General features: G+C 68.0%; 25 protein-coding genes. 18 read left to right on the top strand and 7 right to left on the bottom strand.

Annotation, left to right across the window (positions count from 1 at the left end; genetic code table 11):
• Positions 1–40: 40 nt before the first annotated feature.
• Positions 41–2671 (top strand): DNA translocase FtsK, encoded by a 2631-nt coding sequence (locus tag MLGJGCBP_RS34685; RefSeq protein ID WP_160101478.1) that lies wholly within the window; start codon positions 41–43, stop codon positions 2669–2671.
• A gap of 209 nt (positions 2672–2880) precedes the next feature.
• Positions 2881–3864 carry a TerC family protein gene (locus MLGJGCBP_RS34680; RefSeq protein WP_072942466.1) on the top strand — a complete coding sequence of 328 codons (984 nt, stop codon included), beginning with the start codon at positions 2881–2883 and terminating at the stop codon, positions 3862–3864.
• A gap of 43 nt (positions 3865–3907) precedes the next feature.
• Here the strand turns inward: MLGJGCBP_RS34680 and MLGJGCBP_RS34675 are convergent, their stop codons facing one another.
• On the bottom strand, positions 3908–4192 hold the full coding sequence (locus MLGJGCBP_RS34675; protein ID WP_087555780.1) for a YciI family protein: 285 nt from the start codon (positions 4190–4192) through the stop codon (positions 3908–3910).
• 74 nt (positions 4193–4266) lie between these two features.
• Positions 4267–4791 carry an amino-acid N-acetyltransferase gene (locus tag MLGJGCBP_RS34670; protein WP_087555781.1) on the bottom strand — a complete coding sequence of 175 codons (525 nt, stop codon included), beginning with the start codon at positions 4789–4791 and terminating at the stop codon, positions 4267–4269.
• 117 nt (positions 4792–4908) lie between these two features.
• Between MLGJGCBP_RS34670 and pgsA the strand changes: the two genes are divergently transcribed.
• The 13 genes from pgsA (at position 4909) to recX (ending at position 14826) form a co-directional block, all read left to right on the top strand.
• Positions 4909–5571, top strand: a complete 663-nt coding sequence (pgsA, locus tag MLGJGCBP_RS34665; RefSeq protein WP_160101476.1) for a CDP-diacylglycerol--glycerol-3-phosphate 3-phosphatidyltransferase — start codon at positions 4909–4911, stop codon at positions 5569–5571.
• The gene (locus tag MLGJGCBP_RS34660; protein ID WP_087555783.1) at positions 5568–6068 is read left to right on the top strand and encodes a CinA family protein; all 501 of its coding nucleotides are present in this window, start codon (positions 5568–5570) and stop codon (positions 6066–6068) included. The genes pgsA and MLGJGCBP_RS34660 overlap by 4 nt, the downstream gene beginning before the upstream one ends.
• Positions 6069–6139: 71 nt before the next feature.
• Entirely contained in the window at positions 6140–6526 is a 387-nt protein-coding gene (locus tag MLGJGCBP_RS34655; RefSeq protein ID WP_160101474.1) for a helix-turn-helix domain-containing protein, read from the top strand.
• 154 nt (positions 6527–6680) lie between these two features.
• Positions 6681–7511, top strand: a complete 831-nt coding sequence (locus tag MLGJGCBP_RS34650) for a PspA/IM30 family protein (RefSeq protein ID WP_087555785.1) — start codon at positions 6681–6683, stop codon at positions 7509–7511.
• 71 nt (positions 7512–7582) lie between these two features.
• Complete coding sequence (gene pspM / locus MLGJGCBP_RS34645; protein ID WP_160101472.1) at positions 7583–8359, top strand: phage shock envelope stress response protein PspM; 777 nt, start codon at positions 7583–7585, stop codon at positions 8357–8359.
• 187 nt (positions 8360–8546) lie between these two features.
• Positions 8547–8723, top strand: coding sequence for a hypothetical protein (locus MLGJGCBP_RS50795; RefSeq protein ID WP_179220114.1), 177 nt, complete (start codon positions 8547–8549; stop codon positions 8721–8723).
• Between the two features lie 16 nt (positions 8724–8739).
• Entirely contained in the window at positions 8740–9456 is a 717-nt protein-coding gene (locus tag MLGJGCBP_RS34640; protein ID WP_160101470.1) for a PIG-L deacetylase family protein, read from the top strand.
• A gap of 77 nt (positions 9457–9533) precedes the next feature.
• On the top strand, positions 9534–10166 hold the full coding sequence (locus MLGJGCBP_RS34635) for a TetR/AcrR family transcriptional regulator (RefSeq protein WP_160101468.1): 633 nt from the start codon (positions 9534–9536) through the stop codon (positions 10164–10166).
• Positions 10163–11707 (top strand): glycerol-3-phosphate dehydrogenase/oxidase, encoded by a 1545-nt coding sequence (locus MLGJGCBP_RS34630; protein ID WP_160101466.1) that lies wholly within the window; start codon positions 10163–10165, stop codon positions 11705–11707. The genes MLGJGCBP_RS34635 and MLGJGCBP_RS34630 overlap by 4 nt, the downstream gene beginning before the upstream one ends.
• Positions 11708–11734: 27 nt before the next feature.
• The gene (locus MLGJGCBP_RS34625; RefSeq protein ID WP_160101464.1) at positions 11735–12883 is read left to right on the top strand and encodes a glycosyltransferase; all 1149 of its coding nucleotides are present in this window, start codon (positions 11735–11737) and stop codon (positions 12881–12883) included.
• Between the two features lie 33 nt (positions 12884–12916).
• Positions 12917–13111 carry a DUF3046 domain-containing protein gene (locus MLGJGCBP_RS34620; RefSeq protein WP_015890433.1) on the top strand — a complete coding sequence of 65 codons (195 nt, stop codon included), beginning with the start codon at positions 12917–12919 and terminating at the stop codon, positions 13109–13111.
• 144 nt (positions 13112–13255) lie between these two features.
• Entirely contained in the window at positions 13256–14302 is a 1047-nt protein-coding gene (gene recA, locus MLGJGCBP_RS34615; RefSeq protein WP_087555792.1) for a recombinase RecA, read from the top strand.
• A gap of 8 nt (positions 14303–14310) precedes the next feature.
• Positions 14311–14826, top strand: coding sequence for a recombination regulator RecX (gene recX / locus MLGJGCBP_RS34610; protein ID WP_160101462.1), 516 nt, complete (start codon positions 14311–14313; stop codon positions 14824–14826).
• A gap of 141 nt (positions 14827–14967) precedes the next feature.
• Here the strand turns inward: recX and MLGJGCBP_RS34605 are convergent, their stop codons facing one another.
• The 4 genes from MLGJGCBP_RS34605 to gluA form a co-directional block, all read right to left on the bottom strand.
• The gene (locus tag MLGJGCBP_RS34605) at positions 14968–15867 is read right to left on the bottom strand and encodes an amino acid ABC transporter permease (RefSeq protein WP_160101460.1); all 900 of its coding nucleotides are present in this window, start codon (positions 15865–15867) and stop codon (positions 14968–14970) included.
• A complete protein-coding gene (locus MLGJGCBP_RS34600) occupies positions 15864–16544 on the bottom strand; it encodes an amino acid ABC transporter permease (RefSeq protein WP_072942416.1) in 681 nt (226 codons plus the stop codon). Before MLGJGCBP_RS34600 ends, MLGJGCBP_RS34605 begins: the two co-directional genes overlap by 4 nt.
• A gap of 92 nt (positions 16545–16636) precedes the next feature.
• Complete coding sequence (locus MLGJGCBP_RS34595) at positions 16637–17470, bottom strand: glutamate ABC transporter substrate-binding protein (protein ID WP_160101458.1); 834 nt, start codon at positions 17468–17470, stop codon at positions 16637–16639.
• 82 nt (positions 17471–17552) lie between these two features.
• Positions 17553–18281, bottom strand: coding sequence for a glutamate ABC transporter ATP-binding protein GluA (gene gluA, locus MLGJGCBP_RS34590; protein ID WP_087555993.1), 729 nt, complete (start codon positions 18279–18281; stop codon positions 17553–17555).
• Between the two features lie 210 nt (positions 18282–18491).
• Here gluA and miaB point away from each other — a divergent pair, with 210 nt between their 5' ends.
• On the top strand, positions 18492–20009 hold the full coding sequence (miaB, locus tag MLGJGCBP_RS34585) for a tRNA (N6-isopentenyl adenosine(37)-C2)-methylthiotransferase MiaB (protein ID WP_087555796.1): 1518 nt from the start codon (positions 18492–18494) through the stop codon (positions 20007–20009).
• A complete protein-coding gene (locus tag MLGJGCBP_RS34580) occupies positions 20006–20605 on the top strand; it encodes an Rv2732c family membrane protein (protein WP_087555797.1) in 600 nt (199 codons plus the stop codon). The genes miaB and MLGJGCBP_RS34580 overlap by 4 nt, the downstream gene beginning before the upstream one ends.
• 6 nt (positions 20606–20611) lie before the next feature.
• Here MLGJGCBP_RS34580 and MLGJGCBP_RS34575 read toward each other — a convergent pair whose 3' ends face one another.
• Complete coding sequence (locus MLGJGCBP_RS34575; RefSeq protein WP_087555798.1) at positions 20612–21997, bottom strand: DUF349 domain-containing protein; 1386 nt, start codon at positions 21995–21997, stop codon at positions 20612–20614.
• Between the two features lie 203 nt (positions 21998–22200).
• Between MLGJGCBP_RS34575 and MLGJGCBP_RS34570 the strand changes: the two genes are divergently transcribed.
• The coding region (locus MLGJGCBP_RS34570; RefSeq protein WP_160101456.1) for a hypothetical protein at positions 22201–22825 on the top strand (625 nt) is incomplete at its 3' end.

Raw genomic sequence — 22825 nt, 5'->3', positions numbered from 1 at the left:
GGATGGTCCGGAAGGTGCCGTAGCGACTAATCTGAGAGCCATGGCAGGTAAGGCGAGCGCCCGCGGTTCGAGCACTACGTCCACGGCGAGGACGGGCGTGCGAGGCGGCTCGGCCACGTCGTCCAAGCCCAAGTCCCGCACGACTCGCACGGTCAGCGCTCCGCGAGATTCCAAGTCGCCGCGTGGCGGCGGCTCCCGCGGCGGAGCCCGGAGGCCCGCCGCGGAGAAGGCGTCCGCATCCGTTCCGCTGAAGTCGGTGGGCCGGGGGATCGGCGCCGGCTGGTCGCTCGTGGCGAAGGGCGTCGGGGCCACCACCCGCACCGTAGGAAAGGCGGCCGAGATCGAGCAGGGCCATCGGCGCGACGGCATCGCCCTCGGACTGATCGCGATCAGCGTCGTCGTCGCCGGCGGAATCTGGTTCTCCGCGGGAGGTCCGGTGGGCGAATGGATCGAGACCGGTGTCCGCGCCGTGTTCGGCGGGGCGTCCGCCGTCCTGCCCCTGATCGGTGTCGCCGTCGCGGTGATCCTGATGCGGACCGAGCCGAAACCCGAGATCCGGCCGCGGCTGGTGCTGGGGTCGTTGCTTGTCGGTCTGCCGGTTCTCGGCCTGTGGCACATCGCGACCGGTTCGCCCACCGACGCCGACGGCAGGGCCCGCGGCGCCGGTTTCGTCGGGTATGCGGCGGGCGGTCCGCTGACCGACGGCATCACCGTGTGGCTCGCCGCGCCGCTGCTGCTGATGGCGGCGCTGTTCGGCGTCCTGCTCCTGACCGGAACCACGATCCGCGAGGTGCCCGGCAAACTGCAGTCATACTTCGGAACGTCGTTCGGCCGCGACCACTACGCCGACTACGACAGCGAGTACTACGAGGAGGGCGAGTACGACCCCACTCTGTTCGACGCCGACGGCTACCCCGTCGACGACTACAAGAGCGGGGTCCGGGGTGCCCCGGCCGACAACTATCCCACCGACGAGTACGACGTGGGGGACACCGCGAAGACGGAGGTGCTCAGGCTGTGGGAGGCCGAGCCCGCCGCGGAACCCGTCCCAGCCCCGGCGCCCGCCCCGAAACCGGCGCGCGCCAAGGCCAAGCCCGTCGTCGCCCCGAAGCCGGAACCCGAACCGGAACCGCTGCCCGACGTCGACAAGTTCGTCACCGACCGGGTGGTCGAGGGCGACTACACACTGCCGCCGACGTCCCTGCTCATCGATGGCGATCCGCCGAAGATGCGCAGTTCGGCCAATGACGCGATGATCGAGGCCATCACCGAGGTCCTCGAACAGTTCAAGATCGACGCCGCCGTCACCGGATTCACCCGCGGCCCGACCGTCACCCGCTACGAGGTGGAGCTCGGCCCGGGTGTGAAGGTAGAGAAGATCACCGCGCTCGCCCGCAACATCGCGTACGCCGTCGCCACCGACAACGTGCGCCTGCTCGCGCCGATTCCGGGCAAGTCCGCCGTCGGTATCGAGGTCCCCAACTCCGACCGCGAGATGGTGCGCCTCGCCGACGTGCTCACCGCCCCGAGCACCCGCAAGGACCACCATCCGCTGGTGATCGGTCTCGGCAAGGACATCGAGGGCCACTTCGTCAGCGCCAATCTCGCGAAGATGCCGCACCTGCTGGTGGCCGGTTCCACCGGTTCCGGTAAGTCGAGCTTCGTGAACTCGATGCTGGTGTCGCTGCTGTCCCGCGCCACACCCGACGAGGTGCGGATGATCCTCATCGACCCCAAGATGGTGGAGTTGACGCCGTACGAGGGCATTCCGCACCTCATCACGCCCATCATCACCCAGCCGAAGAAGGCCGCCGCCGCGCTGGCCTGGCTGGTGGAGGAGATGGAACAGCGCTACCAGGACATGCAGGCCAACCGGGTGCGCCACATCGACGACTTCAACTCCAAGGTGAAGTCGGGTGAGATCACGGCGCCGCTCGGCAGCGAACGGGTCTACCGGCCGTACCCGTACATCCTCGCCATCGTCGACGAACTCGCGGACCTCATGATGACCGCACCGCGCGACGTCGAGGACGCGATCGTCCGCATCACCCAGAAGGCCCGCGCCGCCGGCATCCACCTCGTGCTGGCCACCCAGAGGCCCTCGGTGGACGTCGTGACGGGTCTGATCAAGACCAACGTGCCGTCCCGGCTGGCCTTCGCGACGTCGTCCCTGACCGACTCCCGGGTCATCCTGGACCAGCCCGGCGCCGAGAAGCTGATCGGTATGGGTGACGGGCTGTTCCTGCCGATGGGTGCGGGCAAGCCGACCCGCCTGCAGGGTGCGTTCATCACCGACGAAGAGATTTCTGCCGTCGTCGATTTCAGCAAGAACCAGGCGGAGCCGGAGTACACCGACGGTGTCACCGCAGCGAAGGTCGGGGAGAAGAAGGACGTCGACCCCGACATCGGCGACGACATGGACGTGCTGTTGCAGGCGGTGGAACTCGTCGTCTCCAGCCAGTTCGGGTCCACGTCGATGCTGCAGCGCAAGCTGCGGGTCGGATTCGCGAAGGCGGGCCGCCTGATGGACCTGATGGAGACCAGGGGAGTGGTGGGCCCCAGCGAGGGCTCGAAGGCCCGCGAGGTCCTCATCAAGCCCGAGGAACTGGACGGCCTGCTGTGGTCGATCCGTGGTGGAGACCCGGACGAGGCGCCGCCCGACCAGGAATGACACCCGGTGCGCGTGTCCGAAATGTACGGTTCGCGCGCACTGTGGTTGAATGGTGACCGAATTGGAGGGGAGTATCCCCACCTCTGTGACAGCATCGTCAACACGATCGGCACCATTGCCGATCCGGGGCTGTCAGTCGCTCGGACAGTGATTCCGGTGCGGCGGGAGAGACCTCCGGTACCCACTAGGTCTACCGGAGGTCTGTGTAAATGCATGTGTCACCGCTGGTCTGGGTCATCACCTGTGTGGTGATTCTCGGACTGTTCGTGTTCGACTTCTTCGCTCACGTGCGCACCCCGCACGCCCCCACGTTCCGTGAGTCGGCGTTCTGGTCGTCGGTCTATATCGGCGTCGCCATCCTCTTCGGCCTGATCGTGATGTGGCTGTGGGGAAGTCAGTACGGCGGCGAGTATTTCGCCGGCTACGTCACCGAGAAGGCGTTGTCGGTCGACAACCTCTTCGTGTTCGTCATCATCATGGGCACGTTCGCGGTGCCACGGGAGTACCAGCAGAAGGTGCTGCTGATCGGCATCGTGATGGCGCTGGTGATGCGCGGAATCTTCATCGGCGTCGGCGCCGCGGCGATCAACGCCTACAGCTGGGTGTTCTACCTGTTCGGCGCGTTCCTCATCTACACCGCGTATACGCTGGTGCGAGATCACGGGCACGAGAAGGAAGTGGAGGAGGAGCGCGACAGCAAGATCGTGGCCATCGCGAAGAAGATCCTCCCCACCACGGACACCTACGACGGCGACAAGCTCGTCACGCGGATCAACGGCAAGCGCGTCGTGACGCCGCTGCTGCTCGCGCTGGTCGCCATCGGATTCACCGACGTGCTGTTCGCGCTCGACTCGATCCCCGCGATCTACGGGCTCACCCAGGAGCCGTACCTGGTGTTCACGGCTAATGCGTTCGCGCTGATGGGTCTGCGTCAGCTGTACTTCCTGATCGGCGGCCTGCTGGATCGCCTGGTGTACCTGTCGTACGGCCTGTCGATCATCCTGGCGTTCATCGGCGTCAAGCTGGTTCTGCACGCTCTGCACGAGAACACGTTGGGCTTCATCAACGGCGGGGAGCACGTGGCCGTGCCGGAGGTGTCGACGGTGTTCTCGCTCGCCGTCATCATCGGTGTGCTGGCAGTGACGACCGTCGCCAGCCTCCTCAAGACGCGGAACGCGACGCCGGCGAAGTAGCTCCGCCGGGCGTCGTGCTCGAGGGTGTCCGGTGCTCGGCGGTTCAGGAGCTGAATGCGCCGAGTACCGGAACCCATTCGACGATCCGGGTGGCCGTCACCAGGCCGTTACGGGCGAACGGGTCGTTGGTGAAGAGCTGTTCCACGGCCGCCACGTCGGCGGCGTCGACGAGGATGAACGCGCCGCTGCCGTCGGCGAACGGGCCGGACGACACGACGGTCTTCTGCTCGGCCAGCTCACCGAGCCACTCCCGGTGGGCGGGGCGATGCTCGTCGCGTCCGGCGACGGTATCGGCCGAATACGTGTACTCCACTACGAACAGGGACATGTTCTCGCTCTCTCGGGACGGGTACATCTGACAAAAAATGGGATCAGGGCCCATCTGTCTCACGCACTGGGATTTCAGAGGGTGAGAAGCATTCGGGTGTTGCCGAGGGTGTTCGGCTTGACGTAGCTCAGGTCGAGGAACTCGGCGACACCGGTGTCATACGACCGGCACATCTCCGCGTACACCTCGGCGGTGACGGGTGTGCCGTCGATCTCGACGAATCCGTGCTTGCCGAAGAAGTCGACCTCGAACGTGAGAACGAACAGACGCTCGAGTTCGAGTTCCCGCGCGACCTCGATCAACTTGGCCACCACGTGATGGCCGGCTCCCTGGCCCTTGGCCGACGGATCGACCGCGATCGTGCGTACCTCGCCGAGGTCCCCCCACAGCACGTGCATTGCGCCACAACCGATCACGTTGCCGTCGCGTTCGGCCACCCAGAACTCCTGAACGGATTCGTACAGGGTCACGAGGTTCTTCTCGAGCAGGATCTTGCCGGAGTAGATGTCGATCAGGCGCTTGATCTCGGGAACGTCGGAGGTTCGTGCTCGCCGCACGATCAGCTGATTGTCGGCGGTGTCCGGCGTCCGAGAAGTCATGTCGTGAACATTAGCCAACGGCCGTACCGATATTCTTAGGCACGTGCCGGTACGACCTACGAATCCCTCCCACTCCCCGCCGCGTCCCGGGGTGCAGTTCGACGCTGCGGTGCTCCGATGAGCGCGCAGCGCGAGGATTGGACGGCCGCTGACAACCCGGCGGTCCCGGATCCGACGGTCGAGCCCGCGAGTGAGACGGCCGTACCACTGCTGAACATCGCGAACATCCTGACGATTCTCCGGATCCTGCTGGTCCCCGTCTTCCTGGTCGTGCTGTTCGTCGGCGACGGACACTCGACGACGTGGCGCCTGATCGCCACCGGCGTGTTCGCCGTCGCCGCCATCACCGACCGGATCGACGGTCAACTCGCCCGCAAGTACGGCCTCGTCACCGATTTCGGCAAGCTCGCCGACCCCATCGCGGACAAGGCGCTGATCGGTGCCGCCCTCGTGGGTCTGTCGATTCTCGGCGACCTGCCCTGGTGGGTGACCGCGGTGATCGCGGTCCGGGAACTGGGCATCACCCTGCTCCGGTTCGCAGTCCTGCGGCACGCCGTCATTCCCGCCGGCCGGGGCGGCAAGCTCAAGACCCTCGTCCAGACGATCGCGATCGGGTTCTACCTGCTGCCGCTGCCGGACGGATTCGACATCATCGGATGGGTGCTGATGGGTGCGGCCGTGCTGCTGACGGTGGTCACCGGGCTGGACTACGTCGTGCAGGCCGCCCGCCTGCGGGCCGGGGTGCACAAGGTCGAGGCGAACGCGAGCACCGGGGCGTGACCGACCCGTTGGTGGACGGCACGCGGGCAGCCGACCTCGTCGCCGTGCTCACGGCTCGGGGCGAGACCGTCGCCACCGCGGAATCACTCACCGCGGGACTGCTCACCGCGACCATCGCCGGTGTGCCCGGCGCGAGCAACGTGCTCCGCGGCGGACTCGTCGTCTACGCCACCGACCTGAAGGCCACCCTCGCCGGGGTGGATCCCACCCGACTGTCGGAGGACGGGCCGGTGGCGGCGTCCACGGCACACGCGCTGGCGAACGGTGCCCGCGCCCGCTGCGGCGCCGACTGGGGCGTCGGTCTGACCGGTGTCGCCGGCCCCGACACGCAGGACGGACATCCCGTCGGCACGGTGTTCCTCAGCATTTCCGGGGCGGCCGGAACGTCGGTCCTCGAGCTCGGATTGTCCGGCGACCGGTGGCAGATCCGGAAATCTGCGGTTTCCGCCGCCGTGTCGGGACTCCTCGATCGTGTGCAGGAAACATCCGCAGGCTAAGGTCGGGAACCAATCGGTCCTGTTCGCGCGTTGAGATAGGCGAGACAGGTGACGGATGAAGGAGGAGCGAGATGGCGCTGCTATTGCGTGAGGCAATCGGTGACAGTCTTCGGCGTACGCGCGTTTCGCAGAGCCGGACCCTGCGTGAGGTCTCCAACAGTGCTCGTGTGAGCCTCGGGTACTTGTCCGAGGTCGAGCGAGGGCGCAAGGAAGCCTCGAGTGAGCTCCTGGCGGCGATCTGCGACGCGCTGGCGGTCCCACTGTCCGACGTGCTCGTCGACGTCAGCGAATCGCTGTCCGACGGGTCGACGGCCAAGCGTGCGGACACCGAGCGGCACGCGGTCGAATCCGCGCCCGCAGAGGCCCCCGCCGCGAGCGCACGACCGGGTTCGACGACCATCGCCCGCGACACCCGGGTGGTCATCCCCGCACCCGCGCAGGCGCTGGCTGCCGCATAGCAACACCCGGGCCGAACCGATAGATTTCAGTCAACCGCCGATCTCGTCGGCGGGTGAGCCAGGTAGTCGGGGCGCAGCCCTTGTTCCGGTGCGTGACGGTCGCGTGTCGGGTCGCGCATCGCGCGGCGCAACAGATGGAGGCAGGATCAAACCCATGGCTAATCCTTTCGTCAAGGGATGGAAGTACCTGATGGCGCTCTTCAATTCCAAGATCGATGAGAAGGCTGACCCCAAGGTTCAGATTCAGCAGGCGATCGAGGATGCGCAGCGTCAGCACCAGGCCCTGTCGCAGCAGGCCGCGTCTGTCATCGGCAACCAGCGCCAGCTCGAGATGAAGCTCAGCCGACAGCTCGACGAGGTGGAGAAGCTCAACGCCAACGCCCGTCAGGCCGTCAACCTGGCCGACCAGGCGCAGACCGCGGGCGACACCGAGAAGGCGATCCAGTACACCAACGCCGCCGAGGCGTTCGCCGCTCAGCTCGTCACCGCCGAGCAGGGCGTCGAGGACCTCAAGGCACTGCACGACCAGTCGCTGCAGGCAGCTGCCCAGGCGAAGAAGGCCGTGGAGCAGAACGCGATGGCCCTGCAGGCCAAGGTCGCGGAGCGCACCAAGCTGCTCAGCCAGCTCGAGCAGGCCAAGATGCAGGAACGGGTCAGTGAGTCGCTGCGCTCGATGGACAGCACCCTCTCCGCTCCCGGCAACACACCCAGCCTCGATGCCGTGCGCGACAAGATCGAGCGGCGCTACGCCGATGCCCTCGGTTCTGCAGAGCTGGCACAGAACTCGGTGTCGGGCCGCATGATGGAAGTGCAGCAGGCGAGCATCCAGATGGCCGGACACAGCCGGCTCGAGCAGATCCGGGCCTCCATGAAGGGCGATGCTCTGCCCTCCGGCGGTGCCGCAGGCGCACCGGCGACCCCCGCCGCCAATCCGAACCTCGACAAGCAGCCGCCTGCCGCGGGCCAGACCGGCACGGCGCAGTAACCGAATCGCCTGTGAGCATGAGTTCCACCCGACGTGGCCGACCTGGACGTGCAGTCCGGTCGGCCACTGTCGTGTCCGGGCTCGCCGGGATCCAGGGCGCACTGCGCGAGGCCGGTGAGTCCGTCGCGGACGCGGCGCAGCGGTGGCGCGACCCTCGTGAACGCCTCCTGCGGAAGAAGCGGCGGGCCCGGCGTCGCGCGAAGCGGTACGGCATCGTGTCCGGATCCTCGGCCACCGGCGCCGCCGGTCTCGCCCTGATGGCTGCGCCGGAGTGGTCGATGCTGATGGCCGGTGGGGGAGCAGTCGTATTCGCGGTTCCCGCGGTGCTGGCCGTCAGCCGCTACCGCAAGCTCGACGCCGTGACCCTGCCGCCGGGTCTGCCTGCCCGCCGGGTGCTTCCGGCGCCGTCCTCGGCCGCCCGCGAGCCGATGGAGCGACTCGTGCACAGCGAACGAGCACTGCACGGCATCCTCGGAGTGCTGTCCCGGTCCGGGACCATCAGCGCCGAGGACATCGAGGACACCCATGCCACGGCCCGCTCCGCGGCAGCCGCGTTGCAGGCGGTGGCCCTCGACATCACGTCCATGGAGGACGCCGCCCGGGGGAGCCGGGCCGCGGCGGCGCCGCTCCACCGGGCGATCGCCTCGGCCGCCGGGCAACTCGCCGACGGCGTCGAACAGTTCGAGGAACTGGTGGCCGCTGCCGCCGAGGTCGCCGTGCCCGGAACGGCGAGCGCCGTCGGCGAACTCGCCTACGAACGCGCGGAACTGGTGTCGGCGACCGAGAAGCTCGCCGGCCTCGCGGCGGCCCTCGGCGAGATCGACGACATCGTTCGCCGCTACCGCTGACGTCGTCGGTCGACGGAACGCCCCTGGGGACCTCGTGTGGGTGAGAACCCTGATCTTTCCCTGATCTTTACGTTGACCTGGTGATTTACCCGAGCCGGCGTGCCAGGCTGGTGTGCGTACCCGATACATGGGGTCGACCGGACGTCGGGCGCAGAAATCGATCGGGGAGACGTGAGTGGAGGAAATCATGTTCTGGAAGATTGTTCTGGCTGTCGCGGCGATCTGGATCGCCCTCGCAGTGATCGGTGCCCTCGTCAAGGGCCTGTTCTGGATTCTCGTCGTCAGCGCAGTCGTATTCGGTGTGTACCTGTTGATCAAGGCGATGTCGGGATCCGGCGAGAAATCGGACATCACCCGTAGCTGACGGGCATGCTCTACCCATGGAACCGGTACCGGAGGACTGGCATCGTGGGCTCGTCGTGGTCGCGCACCCCGACGACATCGAATACGGCGCAGCGGCCGCGGTGGCGCGCTGGACCGGGCAGGGCAAAGACATCCGCTACGTGCTCGCCACCAGCGGAGAGGCCGGGATCGCGGGCCTGCACCCGACGGCGTCGGGCCCGCTGCGGGAGGCGGAGGAACGGCGCTCCGCGGCCGTGGTGGGGGTGACCGACGTCGAGTTCCTCGGTTACCCCGACGGCACTCTCGTCGAAAGTCTCGCGCTCCGACGTGACCTCGCCACGGCGATCCGTCGTCATCGCCCGGATCTCGTGGTGACGGCGAACTTCGGGGACACCTGGGGGCCGGGGCAGCTGAACAGTGCGGACCACCGCGCTCTCGGCCGAGCCGTCCTCGACGCCACCGCGGACGCCGCGAACGAATGGATCTTCCCCGAACTGGGGGAGTCGGGATTGCCGCCGTGGCGCGGAGTCCGGTGGGTAGCGGTCCACACGATGACCCCCACCCACGCCGTGGACGTCACCCACACGGTGGATCGGGCGGTGCTCTCCCTGGCCGAGCACGTCCACTACCTGGAAGCGCTCAGCGACGTGCCGGTGGGGCAGCAGGCACGGGCTCAGGTCGAGATGGTGACCGGACCGGAACCGGGATTCGACGCCGAACGCGCGGTGGGATTCGAGCTCTACTACTTCGGCTGAGTTCGCGACGGACCATGATCGTGACGATGCGCGGGATGGTGCCGGCGGGGGATTCATGCGTTACGGTGTTACATACAATGTCTATTCGTAATCCACCGTCGCGTGACGACACCTCAGCGAGCGTCGAAGACTCCATTCTCGACGCCGCACGCTCGTGCATCCTCGATTTCGGACTGCGCCGCACCACCCTGGCGGAGGTCGCGCGGAGGGCCGGGGTCAGCAGGCCGACCGTCTACCGGCGCTGGTCGGACACCAGGGCGGTGGTCGCCGACCTCATGACCCGCGAGATCGCTGCCGTGATGCCCGAATTCTCCGCCGAGGAATCGGTTCACCGTCAACTGGTCGACGCCGTGGTCCGCGTGTCCACCGAGGTGCGTGACCATCCGCTGTTCGTGAAGATCCTGCGCTCGGATCAGGAACTGTTCACCACCTACATCCTCGAGCGGCTCGGTACCAGCCAGCGGGCGATCATCGACCAGGTCTCGGGCGCGGTGTCGGCGGGGCAGGACCAGGGCTCGATCCGCGCGGGGGACAGCCGTCAGATCGCCACCATGGTGCTGCTGATCGCGCAGTCCGCGGTCCAGTCGGCCGTGATGGTCGCCGAGGAACTTCCCGGCGACGCCCTGACCGAACAACTCCGGCACGCCGTCGGCGCCTATCTGGCGCCCGCCGCAGCCGACACCCCCCCGACAGATCGAGGAGACCGGTGACCCACTCCAGTACGCCGCCCGTGAGCCGCTCGTCGGCGCTGAACGCCGCGCGCCGGACACGCGAACTCGACCAGTTGTCGGACGGCGCACGCGTCGACGTCCTGGTGATCGGTGGCGGCGTGACCGGCGCCGGCGTCGCGCTCGACGCGGCGTCACGCGGCCTCGACGTCGTGCTCGTGGAGAAGCGGGACCTCGCCTTCGGGACCAGCCGGTGGAGTTCGAAACTGGCCCACGGCGGGTTGCGGTACCTGGCGTCGGGCAACGTCGGCATCGCCCGCGAGAGCGCGGTCGAACGCGGAATCCTGATGACCCGCACCGCGCCCCACCTCGTCCGGGCACTGCCACAGCTCGTCCCCGTCCTCGATTCCACGACGCGGTTCGGGAAGTCGCTCGTCCGCACGGGATTCCTCGCCGGCGACCTGCTGCGTGCGAGCGCTCGCACACCGTCGGCGGTCCTGCCGCGATCGCGGACGGTCCGGGCGGACCGGGTGGTCGAACTGGCCCCCGCGGTGCGCCGGGACGGTCTTCGGGGCGGTCTGATGGCATTCGACGGCCAACTCGTCGACGACGCCAGGCTCGTGGTGTCCCTCGCGCGCACCGCCGCGCTCCACGGCGCGAAGGTGCTCACCCGGACGGGCGCCTACGACGTGACCGGGACGTCCGCGACCCTGCGCGACGAACTGACCGGCGCGGAACTGTCGATCACGGCGCGCGCCGTGATCAACGCGGCAGGCGTGTGGTCGGGTGAGATCGATCCGTCGATCACGTTGCGGCCCAGTCGCGGCACACATCTGGTCCTCCCGGCCGAGCGGCTCGGGAACCCGGCCGCGGCGCTCACGGTTCCGATTCCGGGGGAGACCAATCGCTTCGTCTTCGCGCTGCCCGCGCAGCTCGGCCGCGTGTACCTCGGCCTGACCGACGAGGCGGCGCCGGGACCCGTCCCCGACGTCCCGGAAGCGTCGGAGCAGGAGATCGACTTCCTGCTCGACACGGTCAACACCGCACTCGAGGTGCCGTTGCAGCGTTCGGACGTCCTCGGCACGTTCGCCGGACTGCGACCGCTGCTCGACACCGGCGACGGATCGACCGCAGACCTCTCGCGCAACCACGCCGTCCTCCGCTCGGACACCGGTCTGGTCAGTGTGGTGGGCGGCAAGCTGACCACGTACCGGAAGATGGCGGAGGACGCCGTCGACGCGGCGGTGGCGGCGGCGGGACTGGACGCGCGCCCGTGCCGGACGCGCGCCCTCCCGCTCGTCGGCGCCGCGACTCCCGAAGCGCTGCGCCAGGTTTCGGCCCCGCCGGCGCTGCTCGCCCGCTACGGAACGGAGGCGGCGCTGATCGCCGCCGCCGTCCCGGAACTGCTGGCTCCGATCGCCGAGGGTGTGGACGTGAGCCGCGCCGAGTTCGACTTCGCGGTGACCCACGAGGGGGCACTCGACGTCGACGACCTCCTCGACCGGCGCACCCGGATCGGCCTCGTCCCCGCCGACCGTGCGCGGTCCCTCGCCGCCGCCGAAGCCGTGTTCGAGAAACGGTGACGCCGGCAGTGTGACACCCTGTGCTTCGTGCGTGTCGCCGTGGTCGCCGGGCCTGATCCCGGACATGCCTTTCCTGCCTTGGCGTTGTGCCTCGCGTTCATCGGGGCCGGGGACGAACCGGTCCTGTTCACCGGCACCCGGTGGGTCGAGCCCGCGCGGGCGGCCGGTGTGCCTGCCGAGGTGCTGAAAGGTCTCGCGCCCCGCCCGACGGACGACGACCTCGATGCGGGCGCGCGCATCCACGCCCGCGCCGCGCACATCTCCACCGAGTTGCTCCCCGACCTGCGCGCGATGGGACCCGACCTCGTGGTCTCGGACATCCTCACCGCAGGCGGCGGCATGGCCGCGGAGCGGCTGGGGATTCCGTGGGTCGAGTTGTCCCCGCACCCGCTGTATGCAGCGTCCAGGGGATTGCCGCCCATCGGAAGCGGGTTGGCTCCGGGGGTGGGAATTCGCGGTCGGGCACGCGACACGCTCATGCGGGCGGCGACGGCGCGGTCGATCCGGCAGGGCGAGCGGCAGCGTTCCGAGGCCCGGGTCGGCGTCGGGCTGCCGGCGAAGGATCCTGGACCGGTGCGCCGGCTGATTGCGACGCTCCCCGCGCTCGAGGTGCCGAGACCGGACTGGCCCGCGGAGGCGCACGTGGTCGGGCCGCTGCTGTGGGAACCGACGAACGAGGTGCTCGAGCCGCCGGACGGCACCGATCCGCTGGTCATGGTGGCTCCGTCGACCGCGTTCACCGGTGCCGAGGGCATGCTCGAGACGACGCTCGCCGGGCTCGACGGGGCCGGCGTCCGCGTGATCGCGTCGATCCTGGACGGATCTTCGGCCGCGGTTCCGCCCTGGGTGCGAGCGGGTCTCGGACGTCAGGACGCGATGCTCCGCGAGGCCTCCGTCGTCGTCTGCGGCGGGGGACACGGAATGCTGGCGAAGGCCCTGCTCGCGGGTGTCCCGGCGGTGGTGGTCCCCGGCGGCGGCGATCAGTGGGAACTCGCGAATCGCGCCGCGCGGCAGGGGAGTGCCGTCGTGGTGCGTCCCCCGAGCGCCGAGGCGCTCCGTGCGGCGGTCGACCGGGTGCTCTCGAACGGCGCCCACGCGGAGGCCGCGCAGAAGGCCGCGCGGAGCATCGCGGACGTGGTGGATCCGGTGGAGGTGTGCCGCGACGCGCTGCGGTGAGTGCGCCTCCCGGGGTTCGGCTAGCGTGGAAGCGTGCGACTGACTGAATTTCACGAACTCGTCCGCGAAGAGTTCGGGCAGATGCGCGGCGACGCACTACTCGTCGACCACGTGCTGCTCAGCCTCGGGGGCAAGACCGCCGCCGAGGCCATCGAGGACGGCCGGGAACCCCGCGAGGTGTGGCGTGAACTGTGCGCCGAGTTCGACGTCCCACCGCAGCGCCGGTAGAAATCCGGCGTGTCGAACGGACCGATCTCGCCAATCGAACACACGTTCCCCTATGCTGGAGATGTTCGGTGGTCACGGTTCTTGTCGGTACCTGGATCTAACCTGACCGCAGATCACTGATGAGACTCGAGAATGGGGACGACGATGGCACCACAGGCACACGATCGAGACAAGGCGCTCGACCTCGCGCTGGCGCAGATCGACAAGAACTTCGGCAAGGGCTCGGTGATGCGCCTGGGCGAAGGTGTCCGTCAGCCCATCGCCGTCATCCCGACCGGCTCCATCGCGCTGGACGTCGCCCTCGGCATCGGCGGGCTGCCCCGCGGCCGTGTCGTCGAGATCTACGGCCCGGAATCCTCGGGTAAGACCACCGTTGCTCTGCACGCAGTCGCCAACGCGCAGGCTGCCGGCGGCATCGCGGCGTTCATCGACGCCGAGCACGCGCTCGACCCCGACTACGCCCAGAAGCTCGGCGTCGACACCGACGCACTGCTGGTGTCGCAGCCCGACACCGGTGAGCAGGCGCTCGAGATCGCAGACATGCTGATCCGCTCCGGCGCCCTCGACATCCTCGTCGTCGACTCCGTGGCCGCTCTCGTCCCGCGCGCCGAGATCGAGGGCGAGATGGGCGACAGCCACGTGGGTCTGCAGGCGCGTCTGATGAGCCAGGCGCTCCGTAAGATGACCGGCGCGCTCAGCAACTCCGGCACCACCGCGATCTTCATCAACCAGCTGCGCGAGAAGATCGGCGTCATGTTCGGTTCCCCCGAGACCACCACCGGTGGTAAGGCGTTGAAGTTCTACTCGTCCGTGCGCCTCGACGTGCGGCGGATCGAGACCCTGAAGGACGGCACCGACGCGGTGGGCAACCGTACCCGCGTCAAGGTGGTCAAGAACAAGGTCGCCCCGCCGTTCAAGCAGGCCGAGTTCGACATTCTCTACGGCCAGGGAATCAGCAAGGAAGGCTCGCTGATCGACATGGGTGTCGAGCACGGGTTCATTCGCAAGTCGGGTTCCTGGTACACCTACGAAGGCGACCAGCTGGGGCAGGGCAAGGAGAACGCCCGCAAGTTCCTGTTGGAGAACACCGACATCCGGGACGAGATCGAGAAGAAGATCAAGGAAAAGCTCGGAATCGGCGCCGACGTCACTGCTGCTGCTACGGACGACGCCGCCCCGGTCGAATTCTAGGCGCTGCCGTGCGTCCCACGGGCGAAGGTGGAACGGAGACGCAGGCCAAGGATTTGTGCCTGCGTCTCCTCACGGACCGTGCCCGGAGTCGAGCGGAGTTGTCCGACCGTCTGGCGAAGAAGGGTTACTCGGCCGACATCGCCGAGCGCGTACTGGATCGGCTCACCGAGGTCGGGCTGGTCAACGATGCCGACTTCGCCCAGCAGTGGGTGCATTCGCGGCACACGTACTCCGGCAAGGGAAAACGTGCGCTCGCACTGGAATTGCGCCGTAAGGGCATTGGTCAGGAAGACGCCACCGAGGCGCTCGCTCAGATCGATACCGAAGACGAACGAGCGCGAGCCACCGAACTGGTCGCGAAGAAACTGCGCACCGTGTCGGCGGACGACCGTGACCGGGCGGTCCGCCGGCTGGTGTCCATGCTGGCGCGCCGCGGGTTCCCCCAGGGCATGGCGTTCGAGGTGGTCAAGGAGCAACTCGACCGTGCCGGCGCGGAGACCGACGGCCTGTTCGACGAGACCTGACTCGGACACAGCCTGACCGCGATCACAACTTGACTACGCCACAACGACCAACAGCACTGCGGTCGGACGGGAACCGAGTTCCCATCCGACCGCAGTTGCCGTCTCAGGCGCAGTGCTGTTCGTGTCAGAAGCAGTGCCGGGTCACAGCCGCTTGTCGGTGATGTCCATGCCCGGGACCGATACCGCGGGAAGTTCGGGAACGGCGCCCCTGGGGCCTCCGCCCTTCCGGGCGGCGCGGAGCCGCTTCTCCACCCTGGTCGCCACCACGGTGAGCGTGTAGTTGAGGACGATCATGATGATCGCCACCACGATCAGGGCGGGCAGGTAGTTGCCGTAGAACGCACCGAGTTGCTGCCCGGACCGCACCACTTCGACGTAGCCGATGAGGTAACCGAGCGCGGAGTCCTTCAGGGCGACCACCATCTGCGAGATGATCGCGGGCAGCATCGCCGTGACGGCCTGCGGCAGCAGGATGGTGCGCATCACCTGGCTCTTGCGCATGCCCAGTGCCATGGCGGCCTCGCTCTGTCCCTTGGGGAGCGAGTTGATGCCGGCCCTGACGATTTCGGCGATCACCGAGCCGTTGTACAGCGTGAGGCCCACGATGACCGCGGCGAGCGCCAGGTATTTCGATTTGAACACCTCGTACTCGGCGAACAGCTGGTACGAGAAGATCATCAGGATCAGCACCGGGATGGCGCGGAACAGTTCGACGATCCCGCCCGCCACCCATCGCACCGGGCGGTGGTCCGACAAGCGTCCGATGCCGAGGATCGCGCCGAGGATCAACGCGAACACGATCGACACGGCGGCCGCGACGAGGGTGCCGCGGATACCGGGAATGAGATATGTGGTCCACGAGGTCGATTCGGTGAACGGTTCCCATTTCGCCGCGGTCAGCTGACCCTTGTCGTCGAGTGCGGCGTAGACGAGGTAGCCGATTCCCAGCAGCGCGAGGGCGACGGCGACGGAGATCAGGCGGTAGACGTTCTTCGCCTTCGGGCCCGGCGCGTCGTAGAGGACGGTGGCGGCATTGCTCATCGTGCAACCTCGAATCGCTTGCTCAGGTATCCGAAGAGAAGCCCCATCGGCAGGGTCAGGATCACGAATCCGAGTGCGAAGATGCCACCGACGACGAAGATGGCGGCCTCGTTCTCGATCATTTCCTTCATCAGGAGCGACGCCTCCGCCACACCGATCACCGAGGCGATGGTCGTGTTCTTCGTCAGGGCGATCAGCACGCTGCCGAGAGGCGCGGTGACCGCGCGGAATGCCTGCGGCAGCACGATGAGCCGCAGATTCTGGGAGAACGTAAGGCCCAGCGACCGGCCCGCCTCCGCCTGGCCGACGTGCACGGTGTTGATACCGGACCGCAACGACTCGCAGACGAAGGCCGCGGTGTAGATGCTGAGGCCGAGCACGGCGAGCCGGAAGTTGTTCTGCTCGAAAAAGGTCGGAGACTGCTCGGGGGCGAGCTTGACGCCCATCGTCTGGAAGAGCCCGAACGAGCAGAAGATGATGATCAGCGTCAGGGGAGTGTTCCGGAAGATCGTCACGTACGCCGCGCCGACACCGCGCGCGACCGGGATCGGAGACACCCGCATGGCCGCGAGGATGGTGCCGAGTATCAGAGCACCGACAGCCGAGAACGCGGTCAGCTGCACCGTCGTCCAGAACGCGTCGATCAGCTGATCGCTGTACTTGCTCAGTAGGTCCACTTACCGTCTCCCCAGGTCACCGGTGGTTGGTGTCGAACCGGGCCGGACGACTCCACGAAAGGGGAGTCGCCCGACCCGGATGAGTGAGTTGCTCAGTACCGATCGACGGTCGGCGGTGCGGGGATCGGGTAGCCCGACGCGCCGACGGTCTCGTTGAACGCACGTGCCCACGAACCGTCCGCGATCATCGCCTCGATGGCGTCGTTGATCTTGGCCCGGGTCTCGTCGTCACCCTTGGCCAGGCCGACCCCGTAGCGCTCCTGGGTGAACGGCGCGCCGACCACCTTCAGCTCGCCCGGATACTGCGCCGCGTAACCGGCGAGGATGATGTCGTCCGTGGTGACGGCGTCGACTGCGCCGTTCCGCAACGCTTCGACGCAGGCGGAGTACGTGTCGAACTCCTGCAGTTGCACGTCCTGCGCGTACTGGTCCTTGACCTTCTGCGCCGGGGTGGAGCCGGTGACGGAGCACAGCTTCTTGCCGCCGTTGAGCGACTCGGGGCCGGTGATGTCGGTGTTGTCGGACTTCACCAGGAGAGACTGTCCGGCGATGAAGTACGGCCCGGCGAAGTCGACCTTCTCCTTGCGGGCGTCGGTGATCGAGTAGGTGGCGACGACGTAGTCGACCTCACCGTTCTGGATCAGCGTCTCGCGCTGAGCCGACGGGGACTCCTTGAACTCGATGTTCTCGGGTGCGACACCCAGTTTGCCCGCGATGTACTCGGCCACCTCGACGTCGAAACCGCTGAAGGAACCATCGGGGTTGCGCAGTCCGAGGCCGGGCTGGTCGTACTTGATGCCGACCGTGAGCTTGCCCTCCGACGCGCTCTGGGAGGCGCTCTTCTCTTCACCTCCGCCACAGGCAGATGCGACGACGGCGAGCGCCATGACGCCGATTCCCACACGAATCGAGCGATTGATCCTCATCGAGTTCCTCCAATTGAAAATGACGGGTATTGCCTGTGGAGCACGATCGACCGAGAGGGCACCGCAGCGGCGCCCCCTCCGATCAGTGGCTGAGAATTTTGCCGAGGAAGTCCTTCGCGCGCTCGGATTTGGGAGCGGTGAAGAACGTGGCGGGCTCGGAGTCCTCGACGATCTGGCCGTCGGCCATGAAGAGGACACGGTCGCCGGCCTTGCGAGCGAACCCCATCTCGTGGGTCACCACGAGCATGGTCATGCCTTCCTTGGCGAGTGAGGTCATGACGTCGAGGACCTCGTTGACCATTTCCGGGTCGAGTGCGGACGTCGGCTCGTCGAACAGCATGACCTTGGGGTTCATGGCGAGTGCGCGGGCGATCGCGACACGCTGCTGCTGACCGCCCGACAACTGCGCCGGGTACTTGTCCGCCTGGTTGGCGATGCCGACCCGCTCGAGAAGTTCGTAGGCCGTCTTCTTCGCGTCGGCGCTGCTCTTCTTCCGCACCTTGACCGGTGCGAGCATCACGTTCTCGAGGATCGTCTTGTGGGCGAACAGGTTGAACGACTGGAACACCATCCCCACGTCGGCGCGCAGCGCGGCCAGGGCCTTGCCCTCGGCAGGCAGCACCTTGCCGTCCACGGCGATCTCACCGGAGTCGATGGGCTCGAGGCGGTTGATGGTGCGGCACAGCGTCGACTTCCCGGACCCGGACGGTCCCAGGACGATCACGACCTGTCCCCGAGGAACTTCGAGGTCGATCTCCTGCAGGACGTGGAGGGCGCCGAAGTGTTTGTTCACCGATTTCATCGAGATCATGGACGGGGCCGCGCCCGTGGAGGGTGTCGGCGTCGCGTCGTCGGCTTGCGTCATAGTCGATGACCCTATGTGTTGTGAACGGGAGCACCTGTCATTTGCTCCGAGAATCCTCGGGATGTCACGGAAACTTTACTGTCCGGCTTCGGTCGTGTGTCCTGGCGCACACCGGCCGCGACGAGGCGATTTGGCGCGGGCCGTACCCTGGCATACGTGGACACGATCGACCAGACCCCTCACCGCAGCTACGAGGTGCGCACGTACGGCTGCCAGATGAACGTGCACGACTCCGAGCGGTTGTCGGGGCTCCTCGAGGACGCCGGCTACACGAAGGCGGCCGCCGGGCAGTCGCCGGACCTCGTCGTCTTCAACACCTGCGCGGTGCGGGAGAACGCCGACAACAAGTTGTACGGCAACCTGAGCCATCTGGCGCCGGCGAAGGAACTGAATCCCGACATGCAGATCGCGGTCGGCGGGTGCCTGGCGCAGAAGGACCGCGACGTCGTCGTGAAGAAGGCGCCGTGGGTGGACGTCGTGTTCGGCACCCACAACATCGGTTCGCTCCCGGCACTGCTGGACCGGGCCCGCCACAATCAGCGGGCCGAGGTCGAGATCCTCGACGCACTCGAGGCGTTTCCGTCGACGCTGCCCGCCAAGCGGGAGTCGGCGTACGCCGGCTGGGTGTCCATCTCGGTGGGATGCAACAACACGTGCACGTTCTGCATCGTGCCCGCGCTGCGCGGCAAGGAGGTCGACCGGCGTCCCGGCGACATCCTGGCCGAGGTGCAGGCCCTGGTGAACGAGGGCGTCGTGGAGGTCACGCTGCTCGGGCAGAACGTCAACGCGTACGGCGTCTCCTTCGCCGACCCCGACCAGCCCCGCGACCGCGGCGCGTTCGCCGCGCTGCTGCGCGCGTGCGGAGAGATCGACGGGCTAGAGCGCGTCCGCTTCACGTCCCCGCACCCGGCCGAGTTCACCGACGACGTCATCGAGGCGATGGCCGAGACCCCCAACGTGTGCCCCCAGCTGCACATGCCGCTGCAATCCGGTTCGGACCGCGTCCTGAAGGCGATGCGCCGCTCCTACCGGAAGTCGCGGTTCCTGGGGATCATCGAGAAGGTCCGCACCGCGATGCCGCACGCGGCGATCACCACCGACATCATCGTGGGCTTCCCGGGCGAGACGGAGGAAGACTTCCAGGACACGCTCGACGTCGTCCGGCAGGCGCGCTTCACCAGCGCGTACACGTTCCAGTATTCCAAGCGGCCCGGCACCCCGGCAGCGGACATGGACGACCAGCTGCCCAAGGCCGTCGTGCAGGAACGGTACGAACGTCTCATCGCGTTGCAGGAACAGATCACGCTCGAGGAGAACCAGAAACTCGTCGGCGCCGAGGTGGAACTGCTCGTCGCCGCCGGGGAGGGCCGCAAGAACGCGGAGACCGCGCGGATGAGCGGGCGCGCCCGCGACGGCCGGCTCGTCCACTTCCGGCCGGAGGGAAACCTCGACGGCAACGTCCGGCCCGGCGACGTCGTCACCATCGTGATCAGCGCCGCCGCCCCGCACCACCTCGTCGCGGACACTCCGGTCCTGACCCACCGCCGCACCCGCGCAGGCGACTCCTTCGAGAAGGGAGTCACCCCGAAGACCCCGCCGATCGGCGTGGGACTCGGACTGCCGCAGATCGGTGCGCCCGCACCACTACCCGCTCAGATGGGATGCAACGCATGACCCCGCAGTTCGACGACCAGCGCCACGACGACCCGAGTGACGCGAACGAGCCGATCGAGAGCTACCTGAAGGATTTCGACGCCGCCGAGAAGAAGGTGGCCGGCGAGATCGACCCCGGGGCGCGTGCGCTCGTCGTCGCCGTCGCGGTGGTCGTGCTCCTCGGCTCGCTGACGTTGCCGCACTCCGGCATCGCCAACGGCTGGGAAGTGCTGGTGTACGGGGACGACGCCCTCGCGGAGACGATCAAGCTGCCGTCGCGACTGTTCGTGTGGTTCGAGGTGGTGTTCGGGGTCGTCGTGTCGATGCTGGCGCTCGTCACCCGCCGTTGGGCGCTCGCGTGGGTGGCCCTCGCGGGAACCGCCGTGTCCATCGTGTTCGGCATGCTCGCCATCTGGTCGCGGCAGACACCGGCGCCCGGCGTCGAGGCGGCCGGACCGGGCATCGGGCTGATCATCGGCTGGCTCACCGTCATCGTGCTGACGTTCCACTGGCTGAAGGTGGTCTGGAGCCGGACCGCGCTGCAACTGGCCGCGGAAGAGGAACGCCGCGCCGCTGCCGCCGAAGCGGAGCGACGCGGCGACTGGAACGTCGGCTGATCGTGCCTACTGGCCGCTGACGGCGCCCTCTGCAGCCTCGGCCCATTCGCGCCACTGCTGGGCCTGCGCGAGGGCGCTCTCGGCGTCCTTCGTCTTGCCCGCCGCGGTGGCCTTGGCCGCCTGCTCCTCGAACTGCGTGACCCGCTCACGGAACTGCGCGGCCCGGGCGAGCGCCTCAGGGTCGGTGCGGCGCCATTCCTCGTCGGCGGCGTCGCGGACCCGCTTCTCGATGGCCCGCAGCTTGCCCTCGAGGTCGTGCATCCGCTCGCGGGGCACCTTGCCGATGGCGTCCCACTTCTCCTGCAGGTCGCGGAGTGCGGCCCTCGCCCCGTCGATGTCCTTGGACGGATCGATGTGGCCGGCGTTCTTCAGCAACTCCTCCTTGGCGACCGCGTTCTCCTCGAACTCGGCGTCGCGTTCGGAGGACGCGGCGTTGCGGGCGGCGAAGAACACGTCCTGAGCGCCCTTGAAACGCTTCCACAGGTTGTCGTCGGCTTCCCGTGGTGCGCGTCCGGCGGCCTTCCATTCGGCGAGCAGATCGCGGAAGGCTCCGGCCGTGGGACCCCAGTCGGTGGAGTCGGACAGTGCCTCCGCGCGCTCGACGAGTTCTTCCTTCTTGGTCTTGGCGGCGGCGCGCTCACGGTCGAGTTCGGCGAAATGCGCCCCGCGGCGCCGGTTGAACGCCTCCCGCGCCTTGGAATACCGCTTCCACAGGGCGTCGTCGACCTTCCGGTCGATCCCGCGGATCGTCTTCCACTCGTCCAGGATCTCGCGCAACCGGTCGCCGGCGGCCTTCCACTGCGTGGACTCCGCACCGATCTGTTCCGCCTCGGCGGCCAGTTCTTCCTTGCGTTCGGTGTGCGCCTGCCGCGACAGTTCCTTCTCGTGCTTGGCGTGGGCGGCCGCCTCGTCGGATCCGGCGATTATGACGTCGAGTCGCGCCGCGAGCGAGTCGATGTCGCCGATCACCGCGGCGGTCGGGAGGGATTCGGCGAGAGCGATCGCGGCCGTCTTCGTCTTCTTCGCGTCGCCCGCACCGGAATTGAGCCGGGCCTCGAGGAGGGCCACTTCGGTGGCGAGATCGTCGAAGCGCCGACCGAAGTGCGCCAGGCCTTCCGCCGCGTCTCCGGCCTGCCACGACCCGATCTGGCGTTCGCCGTCCGCGGTCTTCACCCAGGCAGTGCCGTCGTCGTCGACGCGGCCGAACTCGCTCGGATCACTGTGGGCGGGGGCGGCGACGGCGGGGGCGGAGAGGGCGTGCGTCGGTGTGGGGTGGGGCTTGGGTGCACCCGGTTTCGCGGCGGCACCCGGCTTCGGGACGCTGGGCTTCGGTGTGTCGTGCTGCTGAGCGGCAGGCTCCACGGCGGGCTTCGCGTCGCTGCTGTCGGTCATCGGTTCCTCATCTCTGCCGCGCGTCACGGCTGCCTGAACGCAATACTGGCTCCATGCGACCCGGGACGGGTGCTGGCTCCATTCAACCCGGTACGGGCCCTGTGGACTATTGAATCAGGTCGGACGGTCCGTGTTGGTACCGATTGACGGCAGTGCCCGAATCGGATGTCGGGTCCGTGCCTGCGGTCGACTAGCGTGACTGTGTGTTCACCGCTGCCATCCTCGTGCCGTCCCCACCGTTGCTGGTACCCGAACTGACCGGGGCGGCCGCTGCGGAGACGGCGCCGCTGCGGGACGCGGTCCAGGAGGCGGCGAAGGCATTGTCCGCGATCGCCACCGAATGGGTGGCGGTCGGCGCGGCGCCCACCGCGGTGGAAGTGCGGGCCGACGCGCAGGGCACCTACCGCGGCTACGGCGTCGACGTGCGGGTCACACTGCGGCCCGGTCCCGCCGGCGAGCCCAACCCGGACCTGCCGCTCGCGGCGCTGACGGCCGGGTGGATCCGGGGAACGTGCGCGCCGGACGCCGTCGTCGACGCGCGGATCCTCGCCGCCGACCTGTCGCCGCAGCAGTGCGCCGCGTACGGCGCGGAACTGCGCGCATTTCTCGACCGGGACCCCGAGCCGCGCGGGCTGGTGATCGTCGCGGACGGGGCGAACACCCTCACGGCGAAGGCGCCGGGCGCGTTCGACCCCCGTGCGGAAGGCGTACAGGCCCGGGTCGACGCGGCCCTCGACACCGGCGACCGGGATGCGCTGCTCGCCCTTGACCCCGCCGAGTGCGCCGCCCTCGGCATCGGCGGGCGCGTCCCGTGGCAGGTGCTCGCCG

It is taken from the genome of Rhodococcus sp. T7, from assembly GCF_009872365.1.
Classification (GTDB): Bacteria; Actinomycetota; Actinomycetes; order Mycobacteriales; family Mycobacteriaceae; genus Rhodococcus_F.
Note: the sequence above shows the minus strand (reverse complement) of the source record. Positions and strands in the feature narration are given on the sequence as shown.

Excerpts from the sequence above, each read along its gene's own strand:
- MLGJGCBP_RS50795 (WP_179220114.1), top strand. The coding sequence starts at position 8,547 with ATGTTCTGGAAGATTGTTCTGGCTGTCGCGGCGATCTGGATCGCCCTC.
- MLGJGCBP_RS34680 (WP_072942466.1), top strand. The coding sequence starts at position 2,881 with ATGCATGTGTCACCGCTGGTCTGGGTCATCACCTGTGTGGTGATTCTC.
- MLGJGCBP_RS34675 (WP_087555780.1), bottom strand. The coding sequence starts at position 4,192 with ATGTCCCTGTTCGTAGTGGAGTACACGTATTCGGCCGATACCGTCGCC.
- MLGJGCBP_RS34605 (WP_160101460.1), bottom strand. The coding sequence starts at position 15,867 with ATGAGCAATGCCGCCACCGTCCTCTACGACGCGCCGGGCCCGAAGGCG.
- recA (WP_087555792.1), top strand. The coding sequence starts at position 13,256 with ATGGCACCACAGGCACACGATCGAGACAAGGCGCTCGACCTCGCGCTG.
- MLGJGCBP_RS34580 (WP_087555797.1), top strand. The coding sequence starts at position 20,006 with ATGACCCCGCAGTTCGACGACCAGCGCCACGACGACCCGAGTGACGCG.
- MLGJGCBP_RS34685 (WP_160101478.1), top strand. The coding sequence starts at position 41 with ATGGCAGGTAAGGCGAGCGCCCGCGGTTCGAGCACTACGTCCACGGCG.
- MLGJGCBP_RS34655 (WP_160101474.1), top strand. The coding sequence starts at position 6,140 with ATGGCGCTGCTATTGCGTGAGGCAATCGGTGACAGTCTTCGGCGTACG.
- MLGJGCBP_RS34635 (WP_160101468.1), top strand. The coding sequence starts at position 9,534 with ATGTCTATTCGTAATCCACCGTCGCGTGACGACACCTCAGCGAGCGTC.
- MLGJGCBP_RS34575 (WP_087555798.1), bottom strand. The coding sequence starts at position 21,997 with ATGACCGACAGCAGCGACGCGAAGCCCGCCGTGGAGCCTGCCGCTCAG.
- MLGJGCBP_RS34670 (WP_087555781.1), bottom strand. The coding sequence starts at position 4,791 with ATGACTTCTCGGACGCCGGACACCGCCGACAATCAGCTGATCGTGCGG.
- pgsA (WP_160101476.1), top strand. The coding sequence starts at position 4,909 with ATGAGCGCGCAGCGCGAGGATTGGACGGCCGCTGACAACCCGGCGGTC.
- gluA (WP_087555993.1), bottom strand. The coding sequence starts at position 18,281 with ATGATCTCGATGAAATCGGTGAACAAACACTTCGGCGCCCTCCACGTC.
- MLGJGCBP_RS34640 (WP_160101470.1), top strand. The coding sequence starts at position 8,740 with ATGGAACCGGTACCGGAGGACTGGCATCGTGGGCTCGTCGTGGTCGCG.
- MLGJGCBP_RS34650 (WP_087555785.1), top strand. The coding sequence starts at position 6,681 with ATGGCTAATCCTTTCGTCAAGGGATGGAAGTACCTGATGGCGCTCTTC.
- MLGJGCBP_RS34595 (WP_160101458.1), bottom strand. The coding sequence starts at position 17,470 with ATGAGGATCAATCGCTCGATTCGTGTGGGAATCGGCGTCATGGCGCTC.